The following is a 16462-nucleotide window of genomic DNA, read 5'->3' on the forward strand; positions in this document are numbered from 1 at the left end:
CCTACCAGAATCCAAGTCGATCCCCGCTCCCTTCACCAGGATAAACGTCATGATGCATGCGGATTTGATTGACCAGGATGACCTGCTGAGCCAACTGCGCTCCCTGGGTTTCGAGGTGTCCAGCGGCGCCAGCGCCGAACAGGCCTGCGAGTGCGCGGTACGCGGTTTGAGCGAAGCACGGGCCAAGGCGCTCAAGGGTATGGTTGAGCAGATGTACACCGGCAGTGCGACGATTTTGCCGGCGGTGCGTCAGGCGATCGATAAACAGTTGTTACCGGCACTGATGCAGTTCAAACAGAACTCCGGCGCCTGACAGACCGCTATCGGGGGCAAGCCCCCGATGCAGTCAACTCGGTTTAAAGCCGTACACTCGCGAAAGTCGACTCATTGCGCGCCTGGCTCAACGCCGACATCGGCCCCGACAACGGTGACAATACCAGCGCCTGCGGAATCGGCATCATCGCCACCTGCTGGGTGGTGTTGGAGCCTACGCGCTCATCCCGTGGCGGAATGCCGAAGTATTCGCGGTAGCACTTGGAGAAGTGTGGCGTGGAGACAAACCCGCACACCGAGGCCACTTCGATGATCGACATCGGCGTTTGCTTGAGCAACTGCCGCGCGCGAATCAGGCGCAGCTTGAGGTAGTAGCGCGACGGCGAGCAGTGCAGGTATTTCTGGAACAGCCGCTCCAGCTGGCGACGCGACACGGCGACGTACACCGCCAGTTCGTCGAGGTCGATCGGCTCTTCGAGGTTGGCTTCCATCAGCGCGACGATTTCCTGCAGCTTCGGCTGGTTGGTGCCCAGCATGTGCTTGAGCGGCACACGCTGGTGATCCTGTTCGTTGCGGATGCGCTCGTACACGAACATCTCGGAGATCGCCGCCGACAGTTCGCGGCCGTGGTCGCGGCTGATCAGGTGCAGCATCATGTCCAGTGGCGCGGTGCCGCCCGAACTGGTGAAGCGGTTGCGGTCGAGGGTGAACAAACGGGTGCTCATCGACACGCGCGGGAAGGCTTCCTGCATCGACGCCAGGCATTCCCAGTGCACGCTGCAATCGAAGCCGTCGAGCAGACCGGCACAGGCCAGGGCCCAGCTGCCAGTGCACACCGCGCCAAGGCGACGGGACTGGCGCGCCTGGCTTTGCAGCCACGACACATGCTCACGGGTCACGGTGCGCTGGATACCCACGCCGCCGCACACAATCACAGTGTCCAGGGCCGGGGCTTTGTGCATGGAGGCATCGGGGGTGATTTGCAGACCGTCGCTGGCCCATACCTGATTGCCGTCGACACTCAGAGTTGTCCAGCGATACAGCTCGCGGCCGGACAGCTGGTTGGCCATGCGCAGCGGTTCCACGGCCGACGCCAGGGAAATCAGCGTGAAATTGTCCAGCAGCAAAAAGCCGATGGATTGAGGCGCACGGTTCTGGGGTTGGGCCCCGGAGTTGAACGACGTCATCGCGGTATCTCCTCACACAAAGCAGGTGATGGCCTCAGGCGAGGCTCTTGTTATTGCGCTCTTCATCCGGCAAGGCGAGAGGCTTTGAATTGATAGAGCAAATGCCATGCCTAAATTTGAATGGCCATTCAACAAATCCTGAAAACGACCTGATGACGCGTCTAAATAAGCCCGCGCGGTAAGTGCGGGATATGGCCGAAAATGGAGTGGCAGCCGCCCTGCTCAAGGGGTGTGAGCAGTTCGGTATCACTTGTGGGAAGGCGCTTTCAGCGCGTAGGAAAAGTCTGTCACCGCACGCACAGGTGACGGGTGGTCGAGGGGAAAATCGTTTGGAAGCTACTTATCTGTTTGCGACGCGCTAAAAGGTGGCGATTTTGGTTGGAGTGTTCACTTGTAGTGAGCGGGCTCGCCCCGCGCTGGGTGGCGAAGCCGCCCCAAAATCAGGCGACCGGGTTTTATCTGAAACTATGTGGTGCCTTTATTGGGGAGGCTTCGCCACCCAGCGCGGGGCAAGCCCGCTCACCACAAAGGCCCTGTTCATCACAACAAGCTAATCAGCACTCCACCGCACTGACCGCCAACCCGCCCCGGGACGTCTCTTTGTACTTGTCATGCATATCCGCCCCGGTATCGCGCATGGTGCGGATCACGCGGTCCAGGGAGATAAAGTGCTGGCCATCACCGCGCAGGGCCATCTGCGCCGCGTTGATCGCCTTCACCGCGGCAATCGCATTGCGCTCGATGCACGGCACTTGCACCAGCCCGCCCACCGGGTCGCAGGTCAGGCCGAGGTTGTGCTCCAGGCCGATTTCGGCGGCGTTGCACAGTTGCTCCGGGGTTGCGCCGAGGATCTCTGCCAGCCCGGCAGCGGCCATGGCGCAGGCCGAACCCACTTCACCCTGGCAACCGACTTCGGCCCCGGAGATCGAGGCGTTCTTCTTGCACAGGATCCCCACCGCCGCCGCACTGAGCAGGTAGTCGACCACGTTGGCTTCGGTGACTTCGTCGCTGAACTTCATGAAGTAGTGCAGCACCGCCGGAATGATCCCCGCCGCACCGTTGGTGGGCGCCGTGACCATGCGCCCACCGGCGGCGTTTTCTTCGTTCACCGCCAGGGCGAACAGGTTGACCCACTCCATCGCACTCAAAGTCGAGCCGATCACATTGGGCTTGTTCAACTCCTGCAGGCTGCGGTGCAACTTGGCGGCGCGACGGCGCACGTTGAGGCCGCCGGGCAGGATGCCTTCGTGCTTGAGGCCCTCCTCCACGCATGCCTGCATGGCGCGCCAGAGCTTCATCAGGCCACTGCGGATTTCATCTTCGGAGCGCCAGACTTTTTCATTGGCCAGCATCAACTCGGCGACACGCAGGTTGTGGGTCTTGCACAGCTGCAGCAACTCCACCGCGCTGGAGAAATCATAGGGCAACTCGGTGCGGTCCATGTCCGCCACACCGCTCTGCGCCTGGGCTTCATCCACCACGAAACCACCGCCCACTGAGTAGTAGGTGTCGCGGTGCAGCTCGCCGTCATCACCAAACACCACCAGGGTCATGGCGTTGGGGTGGAACGGCAGGTTTTCGTCGAGCAGGCGCATGTCCCGGGCCCACACGAACGGCACGGGCAAACGTCCGTCCAGCAGCAATGTGTCGGTTTCGCGCAGGGTGTGGATGCGCAGGCCGATCTGCGATGGATCGATCGCGTCCGGCCACTCGCCCATCAGGCCCATGATGGTGGCGGTGTCGCTGCCGTGGCCGATGCCGGTGGCGGACAGCGAACCGTACAGCTGAACTTCGACACGCCTGACTTGTTCCAACAGTTCACGTTCACGTAACCCCTGGACGAACAACGCCGCGGCGCGCATGGGGCCGACGGTGTGAGAACTGGAAGGCCCGATGCCGATCTTGAACAGGTCGAAAACACTGATAGCCATTGCGGTAGAACTCCTCGATAAGCACGGCCAGGCTTGAACGAGGTGCTACGCTCAGATCGCCCAGATGGCGGCATCATCAAGCTTTTGCTGTCGCTCACGGCGTCTCACACCGACGCACCCATGCTCACCAGCGTCGCTCCCGTGCGATCGCCTGTTTCAGCCGTTTTTAGCGGTGCAGATGGGCAAAAACAGCGGTTTTACCTTGGGAAAAACCTGTAAGCGACGTCACCGACACTGGATACGACCCTCCCTGTACTGGATACGACGCCCCCTGTAGGCGTCAGATTTTCACTGGTACATGATCAGTCTCGACTCGTTTGCAAGGCACCGTGGCAGAGCTGTTGCCGCACGCTCCAACCGCAACACTTATAAAGCGCGGCGAATGCCGCCAGAAAAAACACAGGAGTCTACCCAGATGAAAGGTTCACCCTCGTTGTTGTTGGCCGCCATGCTGAGTCTGCCAGTCATGGCGCACGCCGCAGAACCGGAACAGTGCAAGACCGTCAACTTCTCCGATGTCGGCTGGACCGACATCACCGTCACGACCGCGACCACCAGCGAAATCCTCAAGGGCCTGGGCTACAAGACCAAGACCACGATGATTTCCGTTCCTGTGACCTACAAGTCCCTGGCCGACGGCAAGAACATGGACGTGTTCCTCGGCAACTGGATGCCGACCATGGAAAACGACATCAAGCAGTACCGTGATGCCGGCACCGTGGAAACCGTGCGCGCCAACCTGGAAAACGCCAAGTACACCCTGGCGGTACCCGAGGCGCTGTACAACAAGGGCCTGAAAGACTTCGCCGATATCGCCAAATTCAAGGATGAGCTGGGCGGCAAGATCTACGGCATCGAGCCGGGCAACGACGGCAACCGCACCATCCAGACGCTGATCGACAAAGACGCCTTCGGCCTCAAGACCGCCGGTTTCAAAGTGGTCGAATCCAGCGAAGCCGGGATGCTTTCCCAGGTGGAGCGCGCCACCAAGCGTGACCAGGCCATCGTGTTCCTCGGCTGGGAACCGCACCCGATGAACACCCGCTTCAAGATGAAGTACCTGACCGGGGGTGACGATTCGTTCGGCCCCAACTACGGCCAGGCCACCATCTACACCAACACCCGCAAGGGCTACACCGAGGAATGCAGCAACGTCGGTCAGTTGCTGAAGAACCTGGTGTTCACCTTGAACATGGAAAGCACCCTGATGGGCAACGTCCTGGACGACAAGATGAAGCCCGATGCCGCCGCCAAGGCCTGGCTGAAAAAGAACCCGCAAGTCCTCGACACCTGGCTCGCCGGGGTCAACACCGTCGATGGCAAACCAGGCCTGGAGGCCGTCAAAGCGTATCTCGCCAAGTAATCCCGCTGACCCCGGGGCGGTGCGCTGCCCCGGGATGTTTTCCCTCTTCGCATGTGGACATTCACTACCATGCTGACTGAACAGAAAATCCCACTAGGCCAGTACATCGCTGCCTTCGTCGAATGGTTGACCCAACACGGCGCCAACTACTTCGACGCAATCGCATCGACACTGGAAACGATGATCCACGGCGTGACGTTCGCGCTGACCTGGTTCAATCCGCTGGCATTGATCGGTCTGATTGCGCTGCTGGCTCACTTTATTCAACGTAAATGGGGACTGACTGTTTTTGTCATCGCCTCCTTCCTGCTGATCCTCAACCTGGGGTACTGGCAGGAAACCATGGAGACCCTCGCGCAGGTGCTGTTCGCCACCCTGGTCTGCGTGGTCATCGGTGTGCCGCTGGGCATTGTTGCCGCGCACAAACCGCTGTTCTACACCATGATGCGGCCGGTGCTCGATCTGATGCAGACCGTACCGACCTTCGTCTACCTCATCCCTACCCTGACCCTCTTCGGGCTGGGTGTGGTGCCTGGGTTGATTTCCACGGTGGTGTTCGCGATTGCCGCGCCGATCCGCCTGACCTACCTGGGTATCCGTGATGTACCGCAAGAGTTGATGGACGCCGGAAAGGCCTTTGGCTGCTCGCGCCGTCAGTTGCTCTCGCGCATTGAACTGCCCCACGCCATGCCGAGCATCGCTGCCGGTATTACCCAATGCATCATGCTGTCGTTGTCGATGGTGGTGATCGCGGCCCTGGTGGGCGCCGACGGCCTCGGCAAGCCAGTGGTCAACGCGCTGAACACCGCCGATATCGCCCTGGGCTTCGAAGCCGGCCTGGCGATTGTGCTGCTGGCCATCATGCTCGACCGCATCTGCAAACAACCCGACGCCAAAGTAGGGGGTGATGCATGAGCATTATCCGATTCGACAATGTCGACGTGATCTTCTCCAAAGACCCACGCGAAGCGCTCAAGCTGCTGGACCAGGGCATGAGCCGTAACGAAATCCTGAAAAAGACCGGGCAGATTGTCGGCGTTGAAAAGGCCAGCCTGGATGTGGAAAAAGGCGAGATCTGCGTGCTGATGGGCCTGTCGGGCTCCGGCAAGTCGAGCCTGCTGCGCTGCATCAACGGCCTCAACACCGTCAGCCGTGGCCAGTTGTTCGTCGAGCATGAAGGTCGCCAGATCGACATCGCCTCCTGCAGCCCCGCCGAGCTGAAAATGATGCGCACCAAGCGCATCGCCATGGTGTTCCAGAAATTCGCCCTGATGCCTTGGCTGACGGTGCGCGAGAACATCAGCTTTGGTCTGGAAATGCAGGGCCGCCCGGAAAAAGAACGGCGCAAGCTGGTGGACGATAAACTCGAGCTGGTGGGCCTGACCCAATGGCGCAACAAGAAGCCCGATGAGCTGTCCGGCGGCATGCAACAACGCGTCGGCCTGGCGCGCGCGTTGGCGATGGACGCCGACATCCTGCTGATGGACGAGCCCTTCTCCGCCCTCGACCCGCTGATCCGCCAGGGCCTGCAGGACGAGTTGCTGGAACTGCAAAGCAAGCTGAGCAAGACCATCGTGTTCGTCAGCCACGACCTCGACGAGGCGCTCAAGCTGGGCAGCCGCATCGCGATCATGAAAGACGGCAAGATCATCCAGTACAGCGTGCCGGAAGAGATCGTGCTGAACCCGGCGGACGACTACGTACGTACCTTCGTCGCCCATACCAACCCGCTGAACGTACTGTGCGGCCGCAGCCTGATGCGCACATTGGACAACTGCAAACGCGTCAACGGCTCAGTGTGTCTCGACCCGGGCGGCGACTCATGGCTGGACCTGGCCGAAGGCAACACCATCCAGGGCGCACGGCAGAATGGCGTGGTGATGAACCTGCAAAACTGGGCGCCGGGGCAACCGGTGGAAGGCCTGGGTCGAGTCCCGACACTGGTGGATTCGAATATCGGCATGCGTGATGCGCTGCAGATTCGCTACCAGACGGGGAACAAGCTGGTGTTGCATGACAACAACCAGGTGGTGGGGATCCTCGGCGACAGTGAGCTCTACCACGCCCTGCTGGGCAAAAACCTGGGCTGACCACACTGCATGACAACTGTGGGAGGGGGCTTGCCCCCGATAGCGGTGGATCAGTAACAGATGGACTGACTGACACACTGCAATCGGGGGCAAGCCCCCTCCCACATTTAAAGCACCACCAGGCTCAACTATCAGCTATAGACACGGCCAAGGAGCTGCCGATGGCTTTCAAACTGATCGAGCACGTCCCGGGTGATCTGTTCCTGGGCGAAGCCCATCAGGTCGTATTCCTGAGGCCCGTTGTGCAGGTACACCTCGGCCCGGTAATAGCGGGTGCGTTCTTCTTCGGGCAGGTCGCTCGGTGCCGACGAGTAAGCATCCAGGCTCACTTCATAAACGAAGGGATTGCCCTCTTCCATCTCGATGCGCACACCGATGCAGCGCTTGGATTTACCCAGCAGCGTCTGCACTTCCAAACCTTGTTCACGCAACGCCGTCGCCGCTTCTTCCAGCGCCGGCGTGACGTGCTTGTCCATAAAGCGCTGCACAGTGCCCTGGCTCGGTTGCAGGTCGAGTGCCGTCAAACGCTCGCTGAAGCCGCGACGCCCGCGTTCAGCCAGTTGCGCCTGCTCCTGTTCGATCGCCACGTCCTGGCGCATCGCCTTGTGCAAACCGAACATAAAGAAAATCAGCACCACCGAGAACGGCAGACCCGCCAGCACCACCATGGTTTGCATGGCTTCGAAGTTGCCGGCAAACAGCAGGCCAATGGTCACCAGGGTGATCACCGCCGACCAGAAGATGCGCAACCAGTGCGGTGCATCTTCATCCACATTGCCGCCTTTGCAGGAAAGGTTGGCCATCATCACCGCACCGGAATCCGCCGGGGTCAGGAACAGCACAAAGCCCACGAAGATCGACACGCCGATAACGATTTTCGACGCCGGGTAATGCTCCAGCAACTGGTAGATGGCCATGGACGGTTGTTCCAGCGCCGTCTTGCCCAACTCCACCGCACCATGGTTGAGCACCAGGTCCAGCGCCGAGTTACCGAAGATCGACAGCCACGCCAGGGTAAAGCCCAGGGGAATCAGCAACACGCCGGCCACCAGTTCACGCACCGTACGGCCACGGGAAATCCGCGCGATGAACATGCCTACGAATGGCGCCCAGGAAATCCACCAGGCCCAGTAGAACAGGGTCCACAGGCCCATCCAGCGTTCGGTCTTGTCACCGTCGCCTTCGTACACATAGAGGTCGAAGGTTTTCAGCACGATGCCGTTGAGGTAGTCGCCGGTGTTCTGCACCAGGCCATTGAGCAGGTGCAGGGTCGGGCCGAACAGCAGCACGAAGATCAGCAAGCCGCTGAACAGCACGATGTTGAGGTTGGACAGGCGGCGGATGCCGTTCTCCACGCCCGACACGGCGGCGATGGTCGCCACGGTGCTCATCACAATGATCACGATCAGCAGGTTGGTGTTGCTGTGCGCCATGCCGAACAGGTTTTCCAGGCCGGACGACACCTGCATCGAACCGATGCCCAGGTTCGTTACCAGGCCCAGCAGGGTCACGAACATGCCGAAACCGTCCACCGCGTGACCGGCCGCGCCCTTCACCCAACGCTCACCCACCAGCGGGTACAACGCCGAACGCAAGGCCAGCGGCTGGTTATGCCGATAAGCGAAGTACGCCACGGCCAGGCCGACCAGCGCATAGATCGCCCAACCATGCAGGCCCCAGTGCAAAAAGGTCAACTGCAACGCCTGGCGTGCCGCGCCGTTGCTGGCGGCGGCGCCTTCGGGCGGGTTGAAGTAGTGATCCAGCGGCTCGGAGGCACCGAAGTACAGCAGCGAGATGCCGATACCCGACGAGAACAGCATGCCGGCCCAGGCGCCGTAGCTGAAGTCCGGGGTGTCGTCCTTGCTGCCCAGTTTCAACTTGCCATAGGACGAAAACGCCAGGCCGACCACAAACACCAGGTAAGCGGCGATGACCACCATGTAGTACCAGCCGAAGCTTTTGGAAAGCCAGGCCTGGGCTACGCCGAGCATGCGCCCGGCCTCCTGCGGGGCGATGATCAGAATGGCGGTCAACAACAGAATCAGTGCGGTGGAGGTGTAGAACACCCAACCGTTGACCCGTACCTTTTCCGGCGGGGTCTTTATAAGAGAGGCAGAACTCATGGCGCAGATGCTCCGGGCAGTGCGAGAGAGAAACACAAGGCAGCGGTTATCCCGACCTATCGATTTTTCGGCAGTCGACGGACGGGTGTTATAAAGACACCCCGAAAATCCTTGAGCCCCACCAGACAGTGGGCAGGCCTTGATACCGCCTGTTTCGAAGGGTTTTGCAGGTGCCGGATGTCGCCGCCCTCACGTAGGAAATACCCGTAGGCAGCGACCATTTGTCGCAGAGCTTATTCTTTGTTGATTGAACGTTCAATCAAAACAAAATAGACTGGCCTTCAAGTCGACGAACGTTCATCGCCCGTCGGCAGGCCTAAGGAGAGGTGCTACATGCCCAAGGTCGGTATGCAACCCATACGCCGCCAACAGTTGATCGAAGCCACGTTGACGGCCATCGACCAGGTCGGAATGGGAGATGCCAGCATTGCGCTGATCGCCCGTTTGGCCGGGGTCTCGAACGGCATCATCAGTCACTACTTTCAGGACAAGAACGGCCTGATCGCCGCGACGATGCGCTACCTGATGAACGTGCTGATCGAGAACGTCCACGAACGCAGGCTGGCGCTGAAGGACGACAGCCCACGGGCGCACCTTCGGGTGATCATCGAGGGCAACTTCGACGCCAGCCAGGTCAATGGCCCGGCAATGAAAACCTGGCTGGCCTTCTGGGCCACCAGCATGCATCACCCGTCATTGCACAGGTTGCAGCGGATCAACGATCAACGTCTGTATTCCAACCTGTGCTGCCAGTTCCGCCGAGTGCTGCCGCTGCCGCACGCACGCAAAGCAGCCAGAGGCCTGGCGGCCCTGATCGACGGTTTGTGGTTGCGCGGTGCCCTGTCGGGAGACGCTTTCGACACGGCGCAGGCGCAACGGATCGCTTACGAATACATGGATTTCCAATTGGCCAAGCAGGTGAGTTAGAGCCCTTATAAACGCTCAACCCCTGAACGTCCGCCGCCCAGTGTTGCCACACCCTCATGGCCCACTTTGCGGCGGGTAACGCCAACCACTTATGCACTTGCGAGGACTTTATGGCCCGTTTCGACCTGCAAAAACTCTACATTGACGGCGGCTACAGCGACGCTGGCAGCGATGCCACCTTCGACGCCATCAACCCGGCTAACGGTGAAGTTCTCGCCCAAGTGCAACGCGCCACGTTCGACGACGTTGAACGTGCCGTGGTCAGCGCGGAAAAAGGCCAGAAAATCTGGGCCGCCATGACCGCCATGGAGCGTTCGCGCATCCTGCGTCGTGCCGTCGACATCCTGCGCGAGCGCAACGACGAACTGGCCGCGCTGGAAACCCTGGACACCGGTAAAGCCTTTTCCGAAACCCAGTACGTCGACATCGTCACCGGCGCCGACGTGCTGGAATACTACGCAGGCCTGGTACCGGCCATCGAGGGCGAGCAGATCCCTCTGCGCGACACCTCGTTCGTCTACACCCGCCGCGAGCCCCTGGGCGTGGTCGCCGGTATCGGCGCGTGGAACTACCCGATCCAGATCGCCCTGTGGAAATCCGCACCGGCCCTGGCCGCCGGTAACGCGATGATCTTCAAGCCAAGCGAAGTCACCTCGCTGACCACCCTGAAACTGGCCGAGATCTACACCGAAGCCGGCGTTCCAGCCGGCGTGTTCAACGTCTTGACCGGCAGCGGCCGTGAAGTCGGTACCTGGCTGACCGAGCACCCGCGCATCGAGAAAGTCTCGTTCACCGGCGGCACCGACACCGGCAAGAAAGTCATGGCCAGCGCGTCGAGTTCTTCGCTCAAGGAAGTGACCATGGAACTGGGCGGCAAGTCGCCGCTGATCGTGTTCGAAGACGCCGACCTGGATCGTGCGGCCGACATCGCGATGATGGCCAACTTCTACAGCTCCGGCCAGGTCTGCACCAACGGCACCCGCGTGTTCGTGCCCAAGCACCTGCAAGCGGCATTCGAAGCCAAGATCGTTGAGCGTGTTGCGCGCATCCGCGTTGGCGACCCGCAGGACGCCAACACCAACTTCGGTCCGCTGGTCAGCTTCGCCCACATGGAAAGCGTGCTGGGCTACATCGCCAAAGGCAAGGAAGAAGGCGCCCGCGTGCTGTGCGGCGGCGACCGCCTGACCGACGGCGACCTGGCCAAAGGCGCCTTTGTGGCCCCGACCGTGTTCACCGACTGCACCGACGAGATGACCATCGTCCGTGAAGAAATCTTCGGCCCGGTGATGAGCATCCTCACCTATGAAACCGAAGAAGAAGTGATCCGCCGCGCCAACGACACCGACTTCGGCCTGGCTGCGGGCCTTGTGACCAAGGACCTGAACCGCGCCCACCGCGTGATTCACCAGCTGGAAGCGGGCATCTGCTGGATCAACGCCTGGGGCGAATCCGACGCGAAGATGCCGGTGGGTGGCTACAAGCAATCCGGTGTGGGCCGTGAAAACGGCATCAGCTCGCTGAACAACTTCACCCGCATCAAATCGGTACAGGTTGAGCTGGGCGACTACGCCTCGGTGTTCTAAGACCCGGGTTCTGTAGTGCCTTTGAGGCCGCCATCTGGGCTTGTCGCACCGCCCCGATGAGGTCCGACCTGACCACACTTCAAAGAGGGTGCATTTATGTCCCAAGAATACGACTACATCATTGTGGGTGCCGGCTCCGCCGGTAACACCCTGGCGACCCGTCTGACCGAAGACGAAGGCGTCACCGTCCTGCTGCTGGAAGCCGGCGGCCCCGACTACCGCCTCGACTTCCGTACCCAGATGCCCGCCGCCCTGGCCTTCCCACTGCAAGGCCGGCGCTACAACTGGGCGTACGAGACCGATCCGGAGCCGCACATGGACGGCCGCCGGATGGAATGCGGTCGCGGCAAGGGCCTGGGTGGCTCTTCGCTGATCAACGGCATGTGCTACATCCGTGGCAACGCCATGGACTACGACAACTGGTCGAAGCTGCCAGGCCTGGAAGACTGGAGCTACCTCGACTGCCTGCCGTATTTCCGCAAGGCCGAAACCCGCGACATCGGCCCGAACGACTGGCACGGCGGCGATGGCCCGGTCAGCGTGACCACGCCTAAAGCCGGCAACAACCCGCTGTTCCACGCCATGGTTGAAGCGGGCGTGCAGGCCGGTTACCCGCGCACCGAAGACTTGAACGGCTACCAGCAGGAAGGCTTCGGCCCGATGGACCGCACGGTCACGCCTAACGGCCGTCGCGCCAGCACCGCACGCGGTTACCTGGACATAGCCAAGAAGCGCTCCACACTGACCATCGTCACCCACGCCCTCACCGACAAGGTATTGTTCGAAGGCAAGCGTGCCGTGGGTGTGCGTTACCTGATCGGTGCCGCCGAAGAGCGCGTGGAAGCCCGTGCGCGTAAAGAAGTGCTGGTGTGCAGCGGTGCAATCGCTTCGCCGCAGCTGCTGCAACGCTCCGGCGTGGGCCCGGCCAAGCTGCTGGAAAGCCTCGACATCCCGGTGGTCCACGATCTGCCCGGCGTCGGCGAAAACCTGCAGGACCACCTTGAGTTGTACCTGCAATATGCGTGCACCCAGCCGGTGTCGCTGTACCCGTCGCTGCTCTGGTACAACCAGCCGGCCATCGGTGCCGAGTGGCTGTTCAACGGCACCGGCATCGGCGCCAGCAACCAGTTCGAAGCGGGCGGTTTTATCCGTACCCGTGAAGAATTCGAATGGCCGAACATCCAGTACCACTTCCTGCCGGTCGCGATTAACTACAACGGCAGCAACGGTGTCAAAGAGCACGGCTTCCAGGCGCACATGGGCTCCATGCGCTCGCCGAGCCGTGGCCGCGTGCAACTGAAGTCGAAGAACCCACGGGACTACCCGAGCATCCTCTTCAACTACATGGCCACCGAGCAGGACTGGCAGGAATTCCGCGACGGCATCCGCCTGACCCGTGAAATCATGCAGCAGCCGGCACTGGACCCGTACCGTGGCCGCGAAATCAGCCCGGGCATCGAGGTGCAAACCGATGAGCAGTTGGACAAGTTCATCCGCGAGCACGCCGAGACCGCGTTCCACCCGTCCTGTTCGTGCAAGATGGGCGACGACGAGATGGCCGTGGTCGATGGCGAAGGCCGCGTGCATGGCATGCAGGGCCTGCGCGTAGTCGATGCGTCGATCATGCCGATCATCACCACCGGCAACCTGAACGCGCCGACGATCATGATCGCCGAGAAAATCGCCGACAAGATCCGTGGCCGCCAGCCGCTGCCGCGCAGCACTGCCGACTACTACGTGGCCGGCGACGCGCCGGTGCGTGGCAAGCCGTTGCGTGAAGTGGGGCCATTGGCGCAATAACGCCAAACACTGTGGTGAGCGGGCTTGCCCCGCGCTGGAGTGCGCAGCGCTCCCAAGATTTTGGGGGCCGCTGCGCAGCCCAACGCGGGCAAGCCCGCTCGCCACAGGGGCACTCGCTACAAAGAATCACCTCTCCTTGATCGCTCCCCAGCCCAGGCCTACTCTGTGTGCCTGCCCGCGCTGAGCCGCCCACAAGGAAGGCCCCATGTTCGACCACCACGCCACACTCAAGCAGCACTTCAGTGCCCTGCGCACCACCGCCGAATTTTTCTCCCTGCGTTACGTGCGCGAGTCCGGCCAGTACCTGTCGGTGCGCAAGAACGTCGCCGAACCGCCGCACCTGAGCCACGACGAAGGCGCCATGCTCACCGTGCGTTTGAACGGTGTGGAAACCTACGCCGCGACCCACGATATTTCCCTGCCTGGCCTGCAAGCCGCCCTCGAGCGCGCCGAACAGCAAGCCCGCCTGATAAAACCGCACGCCCTGCTCGACCTGCGCGACCAACCGGTGTCCAGCGACGTCGCCGACTACCTGTCGCCGCACCTCGAGCACGCCTTCCCGTCCTTGAGCGACTGCTACCAACTGCTCGGCGATGAGTCCTCTGCAGTGCCCCAGGACGAGCGCCTGGTGAACTGGGAAGTCAGCCTCGGCCTGACCCACGTCGAGCAGATCTACCTCAACAATGCCGGCGCCGAACTGCGCCAGGCCCAGCGGTTTGTGTTCCCCGGCGTCAACGTCACCGCCTACGACGGCAACGACAGCCAATCGCGCATCCTCGGCGGCAGTAACTTCGGCCAGCAAGGCGGGTTTGACGTGATCAGTCGCTTCGGCCTGGTGGGCGCCGCGCCGCGCATTGCCGACGAAGCCCTGCAACTGCTGCTGGCGCCAAACACGCCCCAGGGCCCGCGCGACCTGCTGCTGATGCCCGACCAAATGATCCTGCAGATCCACGAGTCCATCGGCCACCCGCTGGAACTCGACCGTATCCTCGGCGACGAGCGCAATTACGCCGGCACCAGTTTTGTGAAGGCCAGTGACTTCGGCCAGCTGCAATACGGTTCCAAGCTGTTGAACGTGACGTTCGACCCGGACATTCCCGAGCAACTGGCCAGCTACAGCCATGACGACGACGGCACCGCCGCCAGCAAGCAATTCCTGATCCGCGAAGGGCTGCTGCTCAGGCCCCTGGGTGGGGCGTTGTCGCAGTTCCGCGCCGGCATGGGCGGCGTGGCCAACAGCCGCGCCAGCAGCTGGAACCGCGCGCCGATCGACCGCATGGCCAACCTGAATATCGAAGCCGGCGATAAGAGCCTGGCGCAACTGATTGGCGGCATCGAAAGCGGCATCCTGATGTCGACCAACCGTTCGTGGTCCATCGACGATGCGCGCAACAAGTTCCAGTTCGGCTGCGAGTGGGGCCAGTTGATTGAAAACGGCGAGCTCAAGGGCGTAGTGAAAAACCCCAACTACCGGGCGATTTCCGCGCAGTTCTGGCGCAACCTCAGCGCCGTGGGCGACGCCAGCACCTTCAAGGTGCTGGGCACGCCGAACTGCGGCAAGGGCGAGCCCAACCAGGTGATCCGCGTCGGCCATGCGTCGCCGGCCTGTGTGTTCAGCAACGTTGACGTATTTGGGGGAGATGCCTGATGAACACCTTCAAGGCATTGGTGCAGTGGCTCAAGCAGGCCATCACCGACAAGGAACAATTCCACCTGGGCTATGCGGCAGAATCGTCCGAGTTCGTGCGCCTCAACCACGCCAAGGTGCGTCAGGCCGGGCACGTGCAGCAGGCCAGCCTCAACCTCAAGCTGATCAGCGATGGCCGCCATGCCGACCTCGGCATCACCCTGGCCGGCGAGCCCGAGCTGGATCGCCAGCGCCTCGCCGACGGCCTGCAGCAATTGCGCGAAACCCTGCCGCTGCTGCCCCATGACCCGTACCTGCTGCTCAACCACAACGCCTGGCAAAGCCACAACGAACAGGCCCGCCCCGTGCCCGACCTGGCCCAGGTGCTGGAAGAAATCAGCCAGGCCGCCGATGGCGTCGACCTGGTCGGCTTCTATGCCGCCGGCCCGATCAGTCGGGGCTTCGCGAGTTCGGACGGCGCGTTTGGCTGGCATCAGGCCAATAGCTTCAACTTCGATTTCAGCCTGTTCCACGCCAATGGCGAGGCGGTAAAAGCCAGCTACGCCGGCGACGCTTGGGACAGCGCCGAGTTCGCCCGGCGCTTCCAGCTGGCGCGTGAACAGCTGGAATTCCTTGGCCGCCCGCTGCACCCGTTGGCGCCCGGACAATACCGCGCCTACCTCGCGCCGGCGGCGCTGGAAGAAATCATCAGCATCATCACCTGGGGTGGTTTTTCCGCCCAGGCCATCGCCAGCAAAGGCAGCTCGTTGCAACGGCTGTATGCCGGCGAGCAGTCCTTGAGCCCGTTGGTGACGGTGAAAGAACACATCACCGACTCCCTGAGCCAGGCGTTCTCCAGCGAGGGCTACCCGCGCAGTGATGTCACGCTGATCAACGCCGGCCAGGCCGAAGGCCAACTGGTGAACTCGCGCAGCGCCGCCGAATATGGCCTCAGCGCCAACGGCGCCAGCGGCGATGAGTCACCGAGCGCCTTGCAGATTGCGGCGGGCACCCTGGCCCAGGCCGATATCCTCAAGCAACTGGGCACCGGGCTCTACATCAGCAACCTGTGGTACCTGAACTACTCCGACCTGCCCGCCGCACGCCTGACCGGCATGACGCGCTTCGCCACGTTCTGGGTGGAAGACGGCGAGATCAAGGCGCCGGTCAGCACCATGCGTTTTGATGACAGTGTCTACCAGTTGCTCGGTTCGCAACTGGAAGCGCTGACCGCCGAGCGGGAACTGCTGCTGTCGGCCAGCACCTACGGCCAGCGCAATACCGCGTCCAACCTGTTACCGGGTGCCTTGGTTAAACGCCTGACCCTGACCCTGTAGATACCCCCCTGTGGGAGCGGGCTTGCCCTCTCCCACCTTGTCCTGTGCTGATTTCAGACATCCCGGTTTCAGCCATTCCTACCGTAAATTCTCTTCCTCCCAGTCTGCACGGGTAGCCTGTTGTCGCCTGCGAAAAACCTCGTTATAACGGTTAGTGGCACCCCGCCACCTCACCCACGAGAGCACGACCTTGCCCGGGAAGGGCAAGCTGGAGCGTTGAC

The 16462-nt window shown here is 61.8% G+C and carries 12 protein-coding genes; 9 read left to right on the plus strand and 3 right to left on the minus strand.

What is annotated here, in order from left to right; genetic code table 11:
* Positions 1-49: 49 nt before the first annotated feature.
* The gene (locus tag NIBR502773_RS13010; RefSeq protein ID WP_027606014.1) at positions 50-313 is read left to right on the plus strand and encodes a hypothetical protein; all 264 of its coding nucleotides are present in this window, start codon (positions 50-52) and stop codon (positions 311-313) included.
* 43 nt (positions 314-356) lie between these two features.
* Here NIBR502773_RS13010 and NIBR502773_RS13015 read toward each other — a convergent pair whose 3' ends face one another.
* A complete protein-coding gene (locus NIBR502773_RS13015) occupies positions 357-1460 on the minus strand; it encodes a GlxA family transcriptional regulator (RefSeq protein WP_065938176.1) in 1104 nt (367 codons plus the stop codon).
* A 554-nt stretch (positions 1461-2014) separates the two neighbouring features.
* A complete protein-coding gene (locus NIBR502773_RS13020) occupies positions 2015-3391 on the minus strand; it encodes an L-serine ammonia-lyase (RefSeq protein WP_141156194.1) in 1377 nt (458 codons plus the stop codon).
* 415 nt (positions 3392-3806) lie between these two features.
* Between NIBR502773_RS13020 and NIBR502773_RS13025 the strand changes: the two genes are divergently transcribed.
* From NIBR502773_RS13025 to choV, 3 genes are all read left to right on the plus strand, one after another.
* Positions 3807-4754, plus strand: a complete 948-nt coding sequence (locus NIBR502773_RS13025) for a choline ABC transporter substrate-binding protein (protein WP_027606017.1) — start codon at positions 3807-3809, stop codon at positions 4752-4754.
* Between the two features lie 69 nt (positions 4755-4823).
* Entirely contained in the window at positions 4824-5669 is an 846-nt protein-coding gene (gene choW, locus NIBR502773_RS13030; RefSeq protein ID WP_016972877.1) for a choline ABC transporter permease subunit, read from the plus strand.
* A complete protein-coding gene (gene choV / locus NIBR502773_RS13035; protein WP_115485618.1) occupies positions 5666-6844 on the plus strand; it encodes a choline ABC transporter ATP-binding protein in 1179 nt (392 codons plus the stop codon). The genes choW and choV overlap by 4 nt, the downstream gene beginning before the upstream one ends.
* A gap of 131 nt (positions 6845-6975) precedes the next feature.
* Here the strand turns inward: choV and NIBR502773_RS13040 are convergent, their stop codons facing one another.
* Entirely contained in the window at positions 6976-8910 is a 1935-nt protein-coding gene (locus tag NIBR502773_RS13040; RefSeq protein ID WP_223841653.1) for a BCCT family transporter, read from the minus strand.
* A 390-nt stretch (positions 8911-9300) separates the two neighbouring features.
* On the opposite strand from NIBR502773_RS13040, the gene betI reads away from it, so the two are divergent.
* The 5 genes from betI (at position 9301) to NIBR502773_RS13065 (ending at position 16241) form a co-directional block, all read left to right on the plus strand.
* Positions 9301-9894, plus strand: a complete 594-nt coding sequence (betI, locus tag NIBR502773_RS13045) for a transcriptional regulator BetI (protein ID WP_053128113.1) — start codon at positions 9301-9303, stop codon at positions 9892-9894.
* Between the two features lie 110 nt (positions 9895-10004).
* Positions 10005-11477 (plus strand): betaine-aldehyde dehydrogenase, encoded by a 1473-nt coding sequence (gene betB / locus NIBR502773_RS13050; protein ID WP_027606021.1) that lies wholly within the window; start codon positions 10005-10007, stop codon positions 11475-11477.
* A gap of 96 nt (positions 11478-11573) precedes the next feature.
* The gene (gene betA, locus NIBR502773_RS13055; protein ID WP_027606022.1) at positions 11574-13277 is read left to right on the plus strand and encodes a choline dehydrogenase; all 1704 of its coding nucleotides are present in this window, start codon (positions 11574-11576) and stop codon (positions 13275-13277) included.
* Between the two features lie 205 nt (positions 13278-13482).
* Positions 13483-14925, plus strand: a complete 1443-nt coding sequence (locus tag NIBR502773_RS13060) for a TldD/PmbA family protein (RefSeq protein ID WP_141156195.1) — start codon at positions 13483-13485, stop codon at positions 14923-14925.
* Positions 14925-16241: a TldD/PmbA family protein gene (locus NIBR502773_RS13065; RefSeq protein ID WP_141156196.1), complete on the plus strand. Its 1317-nt coding sequence runs from the start codon at positions 14925-14927 to the stop codon at positions 16239-16241. Before NIBR502773_RS13060 ends, NIBR502773_RS13065 begins: the two co-directional genes overlap by 1 nt.
* Positions 16242-16462: the final 221 nt, after the last annotated feature.

It is taken from the genome of Pseudomonas sp. NIBRBAC000502773, from assembly GCF_006517195.1.
GTDB classification, from domain to species: Bacteria; Pseudomonadota; Gammaproteobacteria; order Pseudomonadales; family Pseudomonadaceae; genus Aquipseudomonas; species Aquipseudomonas marginalis.

Bases quoted from the DNA above. Each gene is read 5' to 3' on its own strand.
- NIBR502773_RS13010 (WP_027606014.1), top strand. From the start codon at position 50: ATGATGCATGCGGATTTGATTGACCAGGATGACCTGCTGAGCCAACTG.
- NIBR502773_RS13015 (WP_065938176.1), bottom strand. From the start codon at position 1,460: ATGACGTCGTTCAACTCCGGGGCCCAACCCCAGAACCGTGCGCCTCAA.
- NIBR502773_RS13020 (WP_141156194.1), bottom strand. From the start codon at position 3,391: ATGGCTATCAGTGTTTTCGACCTGTTCAAGATCGGCATCGGGCCTTCC.
- NIBR502773_RS13025 (WP_027606017.1), top strand. From the start codon at position 3,807: ATGAAAGGTTCACCCTCGTTGTTGTTGGCCGCCATGCTGAGTCTGCCA.
- choW (WP_016972877.1), top strand. From the start codon at position 4,824: ATGCTGACTGAACAGAAAATCCCACTAGGCCAGTACATCGCTGCCTTC.
- choV (WP_115485618.1), top strand. From the start codon at position 5,666: ATGAGCATTATCCGATTCGACAATGTCGACGTGATCTTCTCCAAAGAC.
- betI (WP_053128113.1), top strand. From the start codon at position 9,301: ATGCCCAAGGTCGGTATGCAACCCATACGCCGCCAACAGTTGATCGAA.
- betB (WP_027606021.1), top strand. From the start codon at position 10,005: ATGGCCCGTTTCGACCTGCAAAAACTCTACATTGACGGCGGCTACAGC.
- betA (WP_027606022.1), top strand. From the start codon at position 11,574: ATGTCCCAAGAATACGACTACATCATTGTGGGTGCCGGCTCCGCCGGT.
- NIBR502773_RS13060 (WP_141156195.1), top strand. From the start codon at position 13,483: ATGTTCGACCACCACGCCACACTCAAGCAGCACTTCAGTGCCCTGCGC.
- NIBR502773_RS13065 (WP_141156196.1), top strand. From the start codon at position 14,925: ATGAACACCTTCAAGGCATTGGTGCAGTGGCTCAAGCAGGCCATCACC.